General features: G+C 34.3%; 9 protein-coding genes. All 9 read right to left on the reverse strand.

All coding sequences use genetic code 11. The features are described from left to right. Entirely contained in the window at nt 1–1,632 is a 1,632-nt protein-coding gene (locus ABYI63_RS14195; RefSeq protein WP_372757191.1) for a sialate O-acetylesterase, read from the reverse strand. 3 nt (nt 1,633–1,635) lie between these two features. Further along, nucleotides 1,636–4,197, reverse strand: coding sequence for a glycoside hydrolase family 3 C-terminal domain-containing protein (locus tag ABYI63_RS14200; RefSeq protein ID WP_372757192.1), 2,562 nt, complete (start codon nt 4,195–4,197; stop codon nt 1,636–1,638). A 33-nt stretch (nt 4,198–4,230) separates the two neighbouring features. After that, nucleotides 4,231–5,649 (reverse strand): alpha-L-fucosidase, encoded by a 1,419-nt coding sequence (locus ABYI63_RS14205; RefSeq protein ID WP_372757194.1) that lies wholly within the window; start codon nt 5,647–5,649, stop codon nt 4,231–4,233. Between the two features lie 42 nt (nt 5,650–5,691). Continuing rightward, the gene (locus ABYI63_RS14210; protein WP_372757196.1) at nt 5,692–6,993 is read right to left on the reverse strand and encodes an alpha-L-fucosidase; all 1,302 of its coding nucleotides are present in this window, start codon (nt 6,991–6,993) and stop codon (nt 5,692–5,694) included. Between the two features lie 9 nt (nt 6,994–7,002). Next, nucleotides 7,003–9,336: a GH92 family glycosyl hydrolase gene (locus tag ABYI63_RS14215; protein WP_372757198.1), complete on the reverse strand. Its 2,334-nt coding sequence runs from the start codon at nt 9,334–9,336 to the stop codon at nt 7,003–7,005. A gap of 10 nt (nt 9,337–9,346) precedes the next feature. Further along, nucleotides 9,347–11,398 carry a glycosyl hydrolase 115 family protein gene (locus ABYI63_RS14220; RefSeq protein ID WP_372757200.1) on the reverse strand — a complete coding sequence of 684 codons (2,052 nt, stop codon included), beginning with the start codon at nt 11,396–11,398 and terminating at the stop codon, nt 9,347–9,349. Between the two features lie 188 nt (nt 11,399–11,586). Further along, nucleotides 11,587–13,230 (reverse strand): RagB/SusD family nutrient uptake outer membrane protein, encoded by a 1,644-nt coding sequence (locus tag ABYI63_RS14225; RefSeq protein WP_372757202.1) that lies wholly within the window; start codon nt 13,228–13,230, stop codon nt 11,587–11,589. Between the two features lie 18 nt (nt 13,231–13,248). Further along, nucleotides 13,249–16,317 (reverse strand): SusC/RagA family TonB-linked outer membrane protein, encoded by a 3,069-nt coding sequence (locus tag ABYI63_RS14230; protein ID WP_372757204.1) that lies wholly within the window; start codon nt 16,315–16,317, stop codon nt 13,249–13,251. Between the two features lie 558 nt (nt 16,318–16,875). Further along, nucleotides 16,876–17,472: alpha-L-rhamnosidase C-terminal domain-containing protein (locus ABYI63_RS14235; RefSeq protein WP_372757205.1), on the reverse strand; the 597-nt coding region annotated here is incomplete at its 5' end.

Below are 17,472 nucleotides of genomic sequence, written 5' to 3' on the forward strand. Positions count from 1 at the left end.
CTATTCTTTTTTAGGTTCTATATAATCAATATATGCCCCGGCAAACCGTTTACCTATAGTTCTTTGACCTTCTGAGTTAAAATGCAATTCATCACCCTTATCTTTCAAATCAGAAGTTTTAATAATAGAAATTTGGTCATCTTTTAAAGCATGAGCATTTATAATACTATTTATTGTATCCCATGAGTCTTTATTTTTTGAATACGATCCAAGTTCTCCAATTAAAATGGGCAACTTCCTATTTGCAAAATATTTTCTGAACGTTTTAAATAAAGTGGTTAAGTTTTTATCGTAATGCGGAATATCTTTTTTATTAGCATCACTTTCTCCTTGATGCCATAATACACCTTTTATTTTTCCATACTTTTTAGCTAAAACAACTTTCTCTTTAAAATTTGACAGCAATTTCACATCACGATGCGGAGAATCATTAATCCATTTAGTTATAGGACTACCACCGATAGCTGTGGGTACTAGCAATATGCTTACGTTTTCTGGAACATCTTTTAAAAGATTACTGGCGAATGACATGCCACAATCCAATCCACCCAATGTAGGTTCATAAAAATGAAGCGGTTCTTTGGCTAGGATAATTTCATTTTGCTTATTTATTGTTAAAATACGTGCATTGGAAATAGTATCTTGTGGTTCTACAAAACCACGACCTGCCATATTAGATTGACCAGCCATTAAAAAAACCCAAACCTCTTTCTTTTTTGGAATTTTTTCTGGAAACTCAACAACTTTTGGAAAATTAATAGTTCTTTGATACTTATCTATTTCTCTAGATTTAACCATTTTACTTAACCATATTTCAGCTAAATCTGTCCAAGTTTCTGCTGCTATATTGCCTTTTCGTAATCCATAGCCATGACCGCCTTCATGCAGCATATGCAATTCTATAGGTACTTTTTTATCTCTTAATGCAGATGCTATTACTAAAGAACTATTTCCATGAGGGTCATCCATGGTACCAAAAACAAAAGCCGGAGCTGTATGCTCATCTATTATTAATTCTGGGCTTAAACTTCTATTCTCTCCCTTATCTAAATAAGCAGGGTATATAAGCATAGAAAAATTTGGGCGACTAGATAATGCATCTATACCATCTATTTTTAAATAAGAATCCTTTTTATAGCTAGTTGATGCCAAAGCAGATAAATGACCTCCAGCTGAAAAACCTATAACGCCAATTTTCTGAGGATTTAAATTATAAACTGATGCTTTACTTCGTACCGTTCTTATGGCGCGTTGTATATCTTGTAAAGCACCTATTCGTTTTTTTGGTACTCGATATTGCAACACAAAAGCTGTATAGCCTAAACTATTTAACCATTCGGCAATTTCATATCCAGCTTTATCTATAGCTAATATACTGTAACCACCTCCTGGTGAGACTATAATTGCTCCCTTGGAATCGTTAGGCGTCTCAGTCATAAAAACAGTTAGGGATGGATTGTTAATATTAGTCAGCCTTACAACATCTTCGCTTGTATTATCAGTTTGAACGGGTTCATGTTTAGGTTGTGTTTCTCCTGGTACTTCATCTGGCCATAAATAAAGAACTTCTCTATTTTGTGCAGAAATAAAAAAAGAAAAAAAAAGAATTATAGCGCTTAGTTGTAGTTTCATATTCTATTTAAATGAAATTGTTTTTTGCAATTTAATATCTTTAGATGAAGCCCCAATCATAAACTCATACACACCGCCAGCAAAAGTCCATTGTTTTGTTTTTTCATCCCAATATTGTAAGTATTTTTTAGAAACTTCAAATTCCACTTTAGTTGAATTTCCTTTGTTTACGGATGCTCTCTTAAAGCCAACAAGTTTTTTTAAAGGTCTTTTTACAGATGATTCAGGCGCTTTGTAATACAATTGAACCACTTCATCACCATCATAATTTCCAATATTTTTTATAGTCGTAGAAACTATTATTTTTTCACCTATCTGTTTTGTTTTCATTCGATTATACTCAAATTCAGTATAGCTCAAACCATAGCCAAAAGGATAAAGCGCTTCCCCTTCAAAATACATATAGGTTCTGCCGTTAAATACTTCGTAATCGTCCATTGGTGGTAAATCTGATAATGATTTATAAAACGTAAATGGCAGTCTTCCGGCTGGATTGTAATCACCAAACAACACATCGGCGATAGCTGTTCCACCTGCTTCTCCGGGATACCAAGCATCCACAATGGCAGGAATGTTATCGTCCATCCAATTAATAGCTAACGAACTTCCCGCAACCAAAACCACTATGGTATTTTTATTTGCAGCATAAATGGTTTTTAAATACTCGATTTGGTCTTGAGGTAAGTCTAATGATTCTCTATCTTTACCTTCCTTTTCAATCGTTTTATTAATTCCCATAATGGCAATTACATAATCGCTTGTTTTTGCAGCCACGATATCTTCTTCATACAGATCACCGCTTTTGTTATCGGGCACTTCCCAAAGTAATTGACAAACGGCATCTCCACCATTATCAAAATATTCGAGCTTAATCGCATATTTTTTACCAGCTTCCATGGTTATTTCTACTTGATCGGTAGTAGCTCCGCGGTTACGCCAATCATCTACTACCAATTCATTATTCAACCACAAGCGAATGCCATCATCAGAATTCACGCCTATTTTATAAGCTCCTGATACATTTGGTATGAGATACCCGGTCCATCGCATCGACTTATGTCTGTAATTCGTATACGGATCTGGAGGATTGTTTACAGGATCGAAATTCACTTCTTTATCTACCCGCGTTTGTGGTGTTCCTGTTAGGAATTTATCATCATAATATTCGGCATACAAACCTTTTTCATCATTAAAGTCATTTCTTAAATTTTCTGCTTCAATAAAGTTTAGGTTTCTTGCTGCTGTTTTCCATTTAAGATAAGTGACTTCTGCCTTTTCCCCCACTTTATTGATAATACCTTCAAGTGGCGATATAGGTTTAATAACTGGCAATCCACTATAATCACCAAAAACGACTTGGTTAGCATTAAAACCTACAACGGCAATTTTCTTAATTTTATTGATATTTAAAGGCAATGTGTTATTTTCATTTTTCAGAAGCACGATGGATTGTCTTGAAGCTTCTAGCGCTAAATCTTGATGTTTTTTTGAACCAATAACTTCTAGCGATATTTTAGTATACGGATTATTATCTGTACTATCGAAAATACCCAATTTAAAACGTGCTGTTAAAATTCTTTCGGTCGCTTTATCAATACTTTCTTGAGAGACCAAACCTTTTTGATACGCCAATAATAAATGATTTGCGTAAATATCATTCCCACATTCCAAATCTAAACCAGCTTCTATGGCCGCTTTTGCCGCTTGTTCTTTGGTGTCCACAAATTTGTGCGATTTCACTAAATAAGAAGGTGCGCCACAATCGCTTACCACATAGCCTTGAAACCTCCATTCGTCTCTTAAAACAGTGTTTAAAAGCCAATTATTGGCAGTACTCGGCACCCCATTAATTGCATTGTAGGCACTCATTATAGATTGTGCATTTCCTTCTTGAATGGTGGCTTTATAAGCTGGAAAATAATATTCACGGAGTGCTCTTTCTGAAACATTGGCATTGTATGCAAATCTATTATCTTCTTGATTGTTAGCGACAAAATGTTTAGGTGTAGAAACTACTTTTAAATACTTTTTATCATTACCCTGTAAGCCTTTCACAAAAGAAACCCCAATTCTGCTGGTTAAATACGGATCTTCACCATAAGTTTCTGGTGTTCTTCCCCATCTTGGGTCTCTTGCCATATTGATGGTTGGCGACCAAAATGTTAGTAAATCGCTATAAACGTTTTTTTGATCTTTACCTTGATTATAAAAATTCCATTTTGCTCGTGCTTCATCTGAAATTGCTGAAGATACTTTATAAATTAAATCGGGATTCCAAGTGGCCGATAGCGCTATGGCCTGAGGAAATACAGTAAACCGACCACCTTTTACAACGCCGTGCAAAGCTTCATTACCATGATAATATTTATCGACTTCTAAACGCGGAATGGCTTCTGCTGTAGATATTAACATAGAAACTTTTTCTTCAATAGTTAAGCGTTGTAACAAGTCTTTCACTCTTGTTTCTATTGAAAGCTCCTGATTTTGAAACGTGTACGTTGTTTGTGTAAAACCAATGATTGGAACTATGATTAAAATAAATAGGATACCCTTTTTTAGCGTCATTTTTTTATGTGGTATTTTAATTCTATTAAATTTCTATTTTAGTTGAATTCTGAAACTAGTTATAGGAATTTCATTTTCATTATAAGCAGGCATCTCTATTTTTAAGCCTTCTTTATTTTGCCTCCATGTTACTTTTTCCGAAGTATTCAATCGACTTATCGACTTAATTTTCGCTTCCGTTTTAGTCGATAATGCTTTTATTACAACTTCCTTTTCAGTAGCACTACATACATATGCGTATATAAATCCATCTTTAAATGTGAATCTTACTTCAGGAAAAATGTCTTTAGATGTTTCATCTTTCAAGTTATCTTTCATGGTGTTTTCTTCTTCTGAAACTGTAACTTTTTCGGTGTTTTTTTGGGCTGCAGCAAGGCGTTCACCTTGCACGTTCCATGGTTTAGTGCCATAAATTCCTTCTGCATTTTGTTTCATCCAAACTCCAATTTCTGCCAATCGTTCTTGGGCTAAGTCGGTAATTTCTCCTTTTCCAGTAGGACCATTATTCAACAATAAATTTCCGCCTTTACTTACTATTTCTAGTAATTGTCGGGTCATTAATTCAGATGATTTATAAATGGTATCATATTCAATATAGCCCCAGTTTTTACCCATGGTAATACAGGCTTCCCAAGGCTTTACTTCTAAACTTTCTTTTATTTCCTGCTCTTTAACTTCATAATCACCAAACCCGTGTTTAATGCGACTATTAATAATACAATGCGGTTGAAGGTTTAATATGAGTTCTCGTAATTCTTTACTTTCTTCTGGACTAATCAATTCTGGAGTATCGAACCAAACCACATCAATTTTCCCATATTGCGTAAGTAGCTCCTTTATTTGTGGTTTCACCTTACGTTCAAAATAGCGACTATATACTTTTATATCTTCGTCTGGATAATCGACTAAATTACTCCTACCACCTTTAAAAGGCCAGTCGGTAGCTACATCTGGATCTTCCCAATCACGTCCTAAAGAATAGTAAAACCCAAATTTCATGTCGTGTTTATGGCAAGCATCTACCAATGCCTTCATCGGGTCTTTAGCATACGGCGTTCGTTCAACGATATTATAATCGTTTGAAGGCGAATCGAACATCGCAAAACCATCGTGATGTTTTGAGGTGATGATAATGTATTTCATTCCCGCATTTTTAGCCGTTAGCACCCATTTTTCTGCATCAAAATTTATTGGATTAAAATCATCTGCAATTTTTCCGTAGTCTTTTAAAGAGATTTTCTCATGTATCATAAAATGCTCGTTCCCTTTGGCTATATGGCCATCCCAATAACCTGCCGTTTGAGAATACAATCCCCAATGTAAAAACATGCCGAATTTGGCATCTTTCCACCACGCCATTTTATCCGTAGATTGCGCGAAGGCATTGGAAATTAAAACACCTATTAAAACTAAAGTAAAATAGAAATTTCTTGAAAAAACTGTTTTAATCATGAGCTATTACTTTATAATTATTTTCGAATAAACCTTAAAGTCTTATTTCTTAATAAATTCTACGTTGGTTATTTTAACTACAATAGGATTTGGCCAAATTTTATCATTATAAAGCCGTTGTGCTCTACTAATTGAGATTTCAAGTAGGTCTTTATGCTGCGTAAACCTGGATGTTGGTGTGTTTTCTGGCCAGTATTCCACCACCAAATCATTTTGTCCTAGCACCGAAATAGTTGTTTTTGCTGTAGCTTTCATATTCTTTAAAAGAAAGTTTCTTCTAAAACCTTTAAACCAATCTTTTTGACCGGTTATAAACACATACGCTGTATTATCGTTTTTGCCTTTTGTAAACCACATGTCGCCATCTCTTATAATGGTCGGTACCGTTCGTACATTTTTAACACCTTCTTCATTAACATACATCCACAGTGCTATTTCACGCAGACGTTCTTCTTGTTCTATGGGTATTTCTCCATTAGGCTTCGGACCAATATTCATCAAGAAATTACCCCCTTTAGCACGAATTTCTATCAGTTTTTCTATTAATTCTGTACCACTTTTGTAAGTTTCATTGGTTGGTTTGTATGCCCATTGTGTGCCCATAGTCATACACGTTTCCCATGGACCAGGCATTGCCCCATCTGGAATTTTTTGCTCAGGAGTTTGCATTTCCCCACGGGTAACTACAATATTTGGGTCTAAAGAATGTACATACTGCACGATAGGGCCTGTTTTAAAAGCATCAAAAAAGATGACATCAATTTGTCCGTAATTGGTAACCAGTTCCTTTACTTGCTTTTTATCATATTCCAATAATTCTGCATTTTCTGTAATCTGGCTCTTGATGCTGTTACGTGAAATTAACTCCCCTTGATTATCTAGAAAACTAAAATCTTCTGGCGAAAAATACACCCCTACCTTTAAACCGTGTTTACGCAAGGCGGTAAAAAGTTCAGCTGTGATATCTTTTCCGTAAGGCGTATTCATAATGTTGAAGTCGGTAGTTTTGGTGTCCCACATGCAAAAACCATTGTGGTGTTTGGTAGTAAAAACTACATACTCTGCGCCTGTTAATTTGAATAATCTCGCCCATTCATCCGGATCAAATTTATTAGGGTAAAATGTTTTAGGAAGTTCGTTAAAATACTTTTTCACATAATCATTTGAAGCCCCTACTAAGGAGTGACTTATTACACTCCCCAATTGTGAATCTAAACTCCAGTGCACAAAAATACCAAAGCCCATATCCATGAAATTTTCATCGAGTTCGGGTTTGTTTTTAAGCTGTGAAAACGCTGAAAACGTAGTAATAAAAAGTGCAAGAACTATAAGTTTTAGTTTCATTGATAATTACTATTTATTATGATTTGTTGTATTCGACATTTCTAAAATTAATTCGCCACCATTTACAATAGCACTTTGTGGAATTTTATAATATTCGACGGATTTGTTATTCAAAGTTACTTTATTCACAAAAACATTTGCTGGACTATTATTAATAGTTTTGATAGTAAATGTTTTATTTGAATAATATTTTGGATTCAATTTAATAGTAATTTGGTCAAAAACAGGGCTTCCTATTTGATATTCTGGATTTTCTTCGGTACCACCATTCATTTGAAACAAGCCAATTTTTAAAAGCACATTTAAACTACCCATTAAACCTTGGTCTTCATCACCATTATAACCCGTATTTGGTCCCAAACCACTAAAGGCTTTCTTAACAACATACCGGGTCCAATATTGCGTTAAGTCTGGTCTGTTTAATTGATTGAAAATAAAAGACGTTTGTATCGAGGGTTGATTTCCAAAATTGATTGGTATTCTACTATACTCTGGATGTAATTCTTGTGCATGTGAATTACCTGCTGTAAAACCTAATTTTTCAGCTTCGATAAACTGATTATTTAATTTTTCAACCGCTTTATCTTCACCTCCCATTAAAATGGCTAAACCTTGAAGATCATGCGGAACAAACCAGGTAGATTGTGCGCCGTTGGATTCTATAAAACCATTTTCTGGTTGATAAGGATCGAAATCTTTTTTCCAAATGCCATCTACGTTTTTTGGTCGCATCCAACCTGTTTCTGCATCAAATACATTTTTATAATTTTTTGAACGGGTCATAAAATAATCATAATCTTCGTGATGATTCAATTTTTTTGCTAATTGTGCAAGCGTCCAGTCTTGGTATGCATATTCCATCGTAAGGCTTGCTCCATCTTGATGCCCGCCAAAGTTACCTTCTGGAATCGGGTAAGGCACAAATCCTTTTTCTATGTAATATTTTAAACCACCACCTAAATTGGTTGTGTGCTCGTACCCTGCTTTCTCCATAATTCCACCGGGCATGTGGTTTTTCTTCAAGGCTTGGTAAACGCCTTCTAAATCGTCTTTTACAATTCCTTTTTGAATGGCGCTTACTATAAATGGCGTTGATGATGCTCCCGTCATTACATAGGTATAATTCCCACCTGAAGGGCCTCGCGGAATCAAACCACCATCTTTATAATATTGCATTAAGGAATGTACAAAATCGTCCATAATTTCAGGATATACAAGTCCCCAAAGTGTGTTCAAGGTCCATTGTGCACCCCAAAAAGAATCAGAATTGTAATGATTGTGTTTAGGCTTTCCATTAGCATCTAACGGTAATTGCCCTACTCTAAATGCTGCTCCTGTATTATCGGGATACGCACCGTTTACATCATTAATAGTTCTACGCCCTTGCAAAGCACGCCATAAATCGGTATAAAATCTTTTTTGGTTGGTCTCTGTGCCACCTTTAACATCGATTCTTCCTAGTAATTCATTCCATTCTGTTTTTGATTGAGATATGATATCATCAAAATTCCAATGAGGTAATTCTTCTTTTATATTATTCGCTGCATTTTCTACCGAGGTATATGAAATACCTACTTTCATCAAAACTTTTTCGTTAGTTTGGACTAAACTTATAAGATAATTACCCGTTTTTGTATCCTGCTCTAGTGAAGAAATATTGGTATTTAAGATAACCTTAAAGTAAACAGTTAGCGGTTTAGGTCTTCTATGTGTAGGCTCCATAACCATTTTTCCGGAGAGTTCTTTTGCTTCGTTTTTTTCTAATAATCCTCCAGAATTTTTACAAGGCCCTAACAACGTGTTTAAATTAAACAGTATCGCTGCTTGTTGATTCTTAGGAAATGCATATTGATGAAAACCAACACGTTTTGTACTTGTTAATTCTGAAGTAATTTGATACCTATCCAGTTCTAAATAATGATAACCTGGTGCTATTTTTTCCTTGTCGTGACTAAATTTTGAATAAAAATCGGAATAAACTGTTTTTTTATTGACACCTGAAATAGTTACAGGCATAACTGAAACACCCGACATTTGCCACGCGTGAATATGACTAAACCCTTTTATGGTATCTAATTTATAACGGTACCCACTACCCCAAGCTCCTTTTAATTCTGTATCTGGACTTAAATTTACCATGCCAAATGGCCGACTTGCAGAAGCAAAGAAAAACCATCTTGAATTTTCGGTATCCAACTGGGGGTATACTTTTGAGACATAATCTCTCACCTCTTCTTTATTAACCAGAGATATCCTTTTATCTTCGCTTTTACACGACATTAATGAGAGCATTATAAAACCTATTCCAGCAACTCCGCTTTTAATACTTTGGGTAAGCTTCATTATTTTATTTTTAAAGTGTCATTTTATTTAAATTGGACTCAATCTCGGCTAACATTTCAATGGTAGGAAAGCCATTATTCTGTCTACGGATTTTAATAGAATACCAATTATTCCATTTTTTGTCTAAATCTCCTGAAGCTCTTCGTTGGTAAATAGTTTCAAGTTGTTTTTTTGCTTTGGACAATAAACTTTTTGCTTCATCTAATGCAATTCTATTTTTGGTGTCTTCAAACTCTTTTTTTAAAACCGCCATATTGTGAAGTGTGGTTTCAAATGCAATCAAATCTGAATATAAAACTACAGGAAGCAGTATATAGGCGTGATAAAAATTATCTTTCTCTTGCGTTAACTGATATCCTTTTTGAGCTACTTCTAAAGACTTTTGTAAATAATTTTGACAGCGCGCCGTATTTTCTAAATCGCCTTCCACCCTTTTATAATCAAAAGGAATCGGTGTTTTACCTGGCCTTCTTATTGGTGCATTTGACAAATAAGAAACCGCCTCTCGAATTTCCCATAAATGCTCTACATAACCTTTTCGTCCTTCCTGTGCTTTGTGCAGCCATTTCATTGAAGATACTGCATATTGCGCCGCTTCTTTAGTAAAATAACGTTCTGTCCAAGTTTTATAAAAGGCATCGCCATTAAAGGTATCTGGATTATTACAAACTTCACTATAGGCTTCTAGGTTTAATAAAAACGGTCTGAAATTTTGCCCATTTACCAAACAATAGTTGTCTGCTCCATAAGTTTGAAACATCTCTTTCATGACTTTTTCTACTTTTTCAGGGTATGGGTTATGCACTGTATGGTTTAACCAATAACCGGCATGCATGTACGTTCCAAATTTATAGCCATCGGTCGTATTCGGAAGGTGCTCAAAATCGCCAAACCCGTGGTCGGACCAAAGTACAGTCCAATCTGTTGGAGGTCTAAACCCTTCATTCCACATTTCCATTCCATCAGAATAACAAACCAGTACTTTTTGTGCCTTAGGTTTGTATTCGTCTACTAAATTACCAAAGGCTTTATAAACCTCATTAAAAACCTCTATTTTACTTTCTCCACAAGTACTTTCATATTCCCAATCCCAAACCTGGTGGCGAGGGCGTAAAATAAAAATATCAGTTTTCGCTAACGGTGTATTTTCAAAATAATAGCGCCATGCCTGTAACCAATCTTCTTTATACCGTTTCCAACAATCTGCTTTTTCAGCTTCCATTGGGTGAATTTGATAGCCTAAGGCGAAATCGACTGCTACTTTCATGCCTTTTTCGTGTGCATAATCTATCATTCTATCCACATAATCAATATCAATTTTATAGTCTGGTTTTAATGCTTTGTATTCTGGTCGGATAAAAAATTCGGGTCTACCCAACATATCAAACAATTGAATAGAGTTATAACGCAGGCGCACCAAAGAGTTTATCAATTCTGTATAGCTTTCCCAATCGTATTCTAGTAATTTCCCTCTGTAGTTTGCTAGTTCATCTACATCATTCTCAAAATAGGTAAGCATGGGAACTTTTGGGGGTGCTATCGTTTTTGAAGTGAAACTAAATAAATCTTCTGTAGTCTTTTTACCAGGTAATTTACCGGTCCAATATTCCAAGGGGTCTACACCCAATATTTCTTTTGAATAGTCGTAAATAGCGTATTGAAGTCCTTCAACATCTGAGCCTCCAATTATAATCGCTTTTTGACCATTTGGTAGTACGGTTTTTGACCAAATACCACCTCTTGCTCCAGGTATTTCACTGGATAGTTTAATGTTTGTTTGTGCCGTTAATTCTGGTATTAACGTATTGGATTGGGGACATCCTAAAATGAAGAAAATGCCTTTTTCTTTTAATATTTCTTGATCTGATTCTGTAATAATTTGAATTGTTCCATCTATTACTTTAGACAAATCGTTCTTTAAATCGTTGGCGGTACTTAATTCTACATTTGTAGCAGATGCACCAACCACTAAATAATAATTTTCAACTGAATTATCAACGCACGAAAACATGACTAGAAATACAGCAATAAAACCGAATAGTTTTTTAAAAAAAAGAAGCATAAAAAATGGTATAAAGAAATAAAATTTAATGTTATACACTAATATCTAGCACATGTAAGCATATTGACACCAGGAACAAAAAACATGTTACTGAAGCCCTAACTGTAAAATAAAAATATAGGCAGACAAACATGTGTCTGCCTATATTTTCTACTAAACTAACTCAACAAAACAACTACTATTTGCTATTAATACTTAGGATTTTGTGTCATTGTATTTGGTGAAAGCGTTAATTCTTGAGTTGGGATTGGACGCAATAAATGCTTAGTAGCATCAAAGGCTCCATGATCTACAACATGTGGATTGTAAAGGTTTATACGCTCTTCCAATTTACCTGTACGTTTTAACACAGCCCATCTATTATCTTCACCTGCTAACTCTAAAGCGCGTTCGTCTAGGATATTATCTAAAGTTACTGTTGTGTAATGATTAGCAACTCCTGTAGCACGTTCTCTCACTCTATTGATATGAAATAGTGCTTTCGCAGAATTACTTGCACCTAAAAATGCTTCGGCCGCAATTAAATGAGTTTCTGCAACTCTGAATATAAATGTATCTCGAGCACCTTCCGAATCAGCATTAAAGTTTTCATCGTCAAATTTTTTGAAAATCGGGAAGTTAGTAAGCTCTGGATTTAAAGCATATTTATAGTTAACATCTACTGATAATTCAGCTGGTCTACCCCATAAATATTGATCTGGCTGGTATACCCAATACTTGTTTAATCTTTCAGCAAGTTCTGAAGCTCCAATGGCAACTTTTGGAAAATATACTACAGTATCTCCAACAACAATATTATCTACACCAAGTACTCCGGCTTCGTCTGCAAGAATAGCACGATGTACGGTGGCATCATCTCTTGTATCATTCGCATCAAATAAGGAATAAAAGTATGGTGTAGGCATAGCATTAAAGCCAACTTGTCCGTAAGGATTCGCTCTACTAACACCTGGTAAATTAAATACCTGATACATAAAAGCTGCATGTTTATTATTATTTTTATCTACCGAGGCAGTTCCCCACTGCGCGGCAAAAAGCACTTCGGCATTTACTTGATTATTATAAGCAAACACTTTGGCGAACGATTGACTTCTGATATCATAAGTACCTATTGCTTGTTCCGCTAAATTTGCAGCAGTTGTAAAATCTGCACTTGACCCGAATGATTTATAAGCTTTTGTTAAATATACTTCTGCCAATACATGTTGTGCTGCTCTTTGTGAAAATCTCCCAGCTGGTGGTGCTGCTTGTAAATCTGGAATTGCCGATTCTAAATCTTTAATAATTTGAGTATAGATTTGTTCTTCAGTAGACCTAGTATAGTCTGAACGAATACTAACAGGCTCTTCCAATTCTAAAACAACCCCACCAAATTGTTGCACTAAATTAAAATATGCCAATGCTCTTAAGCCTTTAGCTTGTGCAATACCATACGCTTTATCAGCTAATTTTCCGGCACTCCAATTAATTTGATTTTCATAACGATTAATGGCTGTATTTGCTTTTGCAATAACATCATAATTTGTAGACCAAACACCACTAGTATTTGGTGCTTCAAACCCTACATAATCATTACCAGAACTAATAGAACTAACGTCATTTTTAGATGTAAAAATATCGGTTCCTAAAAATTTATAATCATAATTTCTATAAACTGCGCGAACTTGCACATAAATACCAACAATTAATTGGTCTGCTGTAGTTTCAGTAATAAAATTTTCACTTGTAACCTTTGAATACACATCTTCTTCAATATAGTTATCACAAGCATTTAACAGCATCATTAATGCCGATAATGCTATTATATATTTTATGTTTTTTAATAATTTCATCTTTATATAGTTTAAAAATTAGTAAGATAATTTAAGTCCAAATAATATGGTTTTAACTAAATAACCACCATTGTAGTTATTCTGTAGCCCTGTTTCAGGATCTGAACCTTCATAATCTGTGAATGTGAATGGATTTTGAATATCCAATGTTAAACGTAAACTAGACATTTTTAATTTATCTAACATTGGTTGTGAAAATTGGTAACCTAATCCAATATTCCCTACACGGATAAAATCAAAATCTGTATAATACCAATCTGCATTTGCGCCATACTCTAAGGCTGGGTTTTTAGAATTTTGATTATTAGGTGTCCAGTAATCTAAATCTACCTTATTAAATTTAGCATCGTCTCCTTGCCAAGGCACTGAAAGTTGATTAAATTCTGAATGTCCAAAACTGCCTTGTCTTGTATATATATTAAATGAGAGGTCAAAGTTTTTATAGCTAAATGTATTTGTGATTCCTCCTGTCCAATCTGGAGATTCTTGCCCTAAAACAACTTTATCTTCGTCATTAATTAAACCGTCATTGTTTTGGTCTTTAAATTTATATTCACCAGGTTTTCTATTATAAACTGCTGCTTCGGTTACTTCATCTAATTGCCATATACCAATTTTTTCGTAAGCCCAAACGGCATCAGCAGCTTCTCCTATTTGTAAAACACCGTGGTTTCCGTAAGGAATTAAATCCAAGTCGCCGTCTAACTCTAATATTTCATTTTTGTTTCTTGAAAAATTAATACTAGTGGTCCAGCTAAAATTATCTGTTTGTATGTTTCTAGTGTTTAAAACAATTTCTACCCCTTTATTACGAATAGATCCGAAATTACCAGTTGCACTGCTATATCCGCTTATTGGTGATAATAATCTACTAAGTATACTTCCAACTGTCTTTTTATTATATACCTCTATGCCTAGTCTGATTTTGTTTTGTAGAACACCAAAATCTAAACCTAAGTTAAATTCTTTAGAACGCTCCCATGTTAAATCGTAATTTGGTAACCCGGTTACAGTAACTCCGTTAGTCTGAGTTGTACCAAACAAATAATCATTATTACCTAGAAATGCCAATGTTTCATATGGACTAACCGAAGTATCATTTCCAGATTCTCCATAACTTAAACGTAATTTTAAATTACTTAACCAATCTGTGTTTTGTAAAAATTCCTCATCACTTGCTTTCCAAGCAAAAGCTGCTGCCGGAAAGAATGCCCATTTATTTGTTGGAGATAATTTTGATGAACCATCATATCTACCTGAAAAAGTGAACAAATATTTATCTAGAATACTATAGTTTAAACGTCCAGCAAAAGATGCTATAGTTTCTTTAACATACTCCGTGTCATACGTTCTTATATCTAAACCAGATTCTGTGTTATAAAATGAAAATGCATCTGTATCAAAATTTCTAGTTTCAATATTACTCCACTCGCGTTGCTTATAATATACAGAAGATATTAAAGTTGTTTTTAAATTATGGCCTTCGGCTACATCAAAATTTAAATCTACAGTATTATCCCAAGAATACGACGTATTAAAATAGGAGTCGTAATAAGCTCGTACTCGTGATGGATTGTTTTCTGATGATTTTGTTAACAAACCTCTATATTCACCAAATCTAGTATTCTTAATATTTGGAGCAAATTGTGTTTTAAAACTAATCCATTCTGCAGGTTTATAGTTTAAAAATACATTTGCAATAACATCCATAGACTTCGTATTATTTATCCATGCTCCATTAGCATCATAATAAGGATTTATAAATCGCTTATCTTGTTGATCTGGAAACATAATAATATTCCCGTCAACATCGCGATGGTTTACGGTTGGCGCTAAACGTTGAGTACTTCTATATAACTCTCTACTACCTTCTTCACGTTCAGAAAATGCCAAATATGTTTTTAAACCTACTGTAAATTGGTCTGACACCTTTTTGGAAAGTGAAGCACTTATGTTATAACGCTCAAAAGCCTCTATACCAATAACACCTTCATCACTTAAATAACCAATAGTTCCATTATAAACTAAACCATTGCTTCCTCCAGACATTCCTAAATTATGACTTGTTTGGAAACCTGTTTTTTGAAAATCTTTTCTCCAATTTGTATAACGTCTGTTAGCCACATTACTAGCTTCTTCGTTTGTTGTTTGTATTTCTGTATTAATAAAATTAGCAACATTTATATTGTTATAATCATCTACAGTCCCTACCCCATTACTAAAAAGTTTTACCCACTCTCTACTTCTAATAACGTCATCTACAAAGGCTACATATTCATCACCTGAAAAATAATCAGGTTCATTTACAACTGAGTTCATACCCATCGTAGCTTCATAAGTAAACACTGTTTTTCCTTCGATACCATTTTTAGTAGTAATAATTACAACACCATTAGCACCACGAGATCCGTAAATTGCAGTTGCTGAAGCATCTTTTAAAATATCCATTTGTTGAATATCGGCTGGATTTAAAATATTGATATCCTCAAAAAAGATTCCATCTACAACATATAATGGTTTTGAACGGTCGTCTGCAGCATCATCACTTAAACCATCGCGACCTGCAATATTATTTGTAATAGCCGTATTACCTCTAATTCTAATATTAAGAGGTGCACCAGGTTTATTACTTAATGACCTAACATCTACACCAGACACTTGCCCTTTAATAGCCTGACCAATATCTGTTTTCTTCTGTGCAGTTATGTTTTCACTACTAATAGATGCAACAGCTCCTGTAAGGTCACTTCGTTTTACAGAACCATAACCAATCACAACTACCTCGCTTAGTTGCGCCGCATCGTCTTGCATTTTAATATTTAACTTAGCTTGTCCTTTGTATACAACTTCTTGTGTTTTAAATCCTAGATAAGAAAACACCAAAATGTCTCCCGATTTTGCAGTAATTTCATAATTCCCATCAAAATCTGTGGCGGCACCTTGTGTAGTACCTTTAACAAGAATATTTGCTCCTGGAATAGGAATGTTCTGACTATCACTAACCACACCAGACACTTTGTTTTGTCCCCAGGAAGCACCTGTAAAGCCCATTAGCAAGGCTATCAATAAGAGTTTTAGTTTTACCATTTTTATTTTATTTAGTTTAATTGTTCTGCTAATTTAATGTTAAAAGAATCTTAAAGAATGGACATTTCATTCTCATTTATGGACATTTCATTCAAACTGCTTGATTTAATGGAAATTATATACAATTGATATCATAACATGTAGTATAGTAATCACGAATACAGATATTTATCATTCCGCTTCAATTTTAATTATAAAGAATAATTCGTTTGATAGTAAATTCTCCTGGTATTTGATAGATTCGTCCATGTTTCAAAAAAACTTGGGTTTGCTTAATATTTGCCAATATCTAAATGCAATGCACTTATATAAAATATCTGGACATTTAATCTTTAAGAGTAATTCTGAAAAGATAAAAAACCGTTAAAAAATTACTTGGAATCAATGAGATAAGCCAAAATCATCAATTATTTATAAGAATAAAAGGAATTTAAAAATTGAATAAAAAGTACTCTTGCTAAAGAGCTTGGGGCGCACCGGATGATACTTATACTATGAGACAATAATTATGGTATGATAGAGGTTTCTGTTCATAATTACATCTTAGTAATCTGAAGTTTAATTTGTAGTCGTTATTTCTACCACATTTTTCCCTGGATTCAAAAGAATGATATCTGATTTCCTGCGTATCTTTTTCCCATTTAATTTAACGAATGAAACATTTTCCACTTCAAATTCAGCGCTCATATTTGCTGGAATTTCAATGGTATATTTTTTTTTATTATTACTTAACAGACTATAATCTGCCTTTATGGCTCCTATAATAGTTGGAACCATAATAGTACTTGTTTTTATATTGCCTAATTGCGGTTTTATTGAAGCCACCTGATATCCGGGCGTTTTTGGTTGAATTCCCCATAACCCTCTTGGAATTATATTTGCAGGTGTTGCTCCCCAGGCATGATTCCAGTCTGAATTTGGTTTATATTTCATATCCCATGCTTCAAGTGTCATTGTAGACCCTATTCGTATCATATTATACCAACTTCGGTCGTGTGTGGCAGTCAATAATTCTAAAGCATAATCACTTTCATTAGCATTGTAAAGTGCCTCTAACAGATATTGAGAACCATAAACGCTACACGCCATGCCTCTGGTTTTTATAAAATCTGCAACCGACCTAATATGTTCTTTAGGCACCATATTAAAAGCCAA

It is taken from the genome of Mariniflexile sp., from assembly GCF_041583155.1.
In the GTDB taxonomy this organism is placed as follows: domain Bacteria; phylum Bacteroidota; class Bacteroidia; order Flavobacteriales; family Flavobacteriaceae; genus Mariniflexile.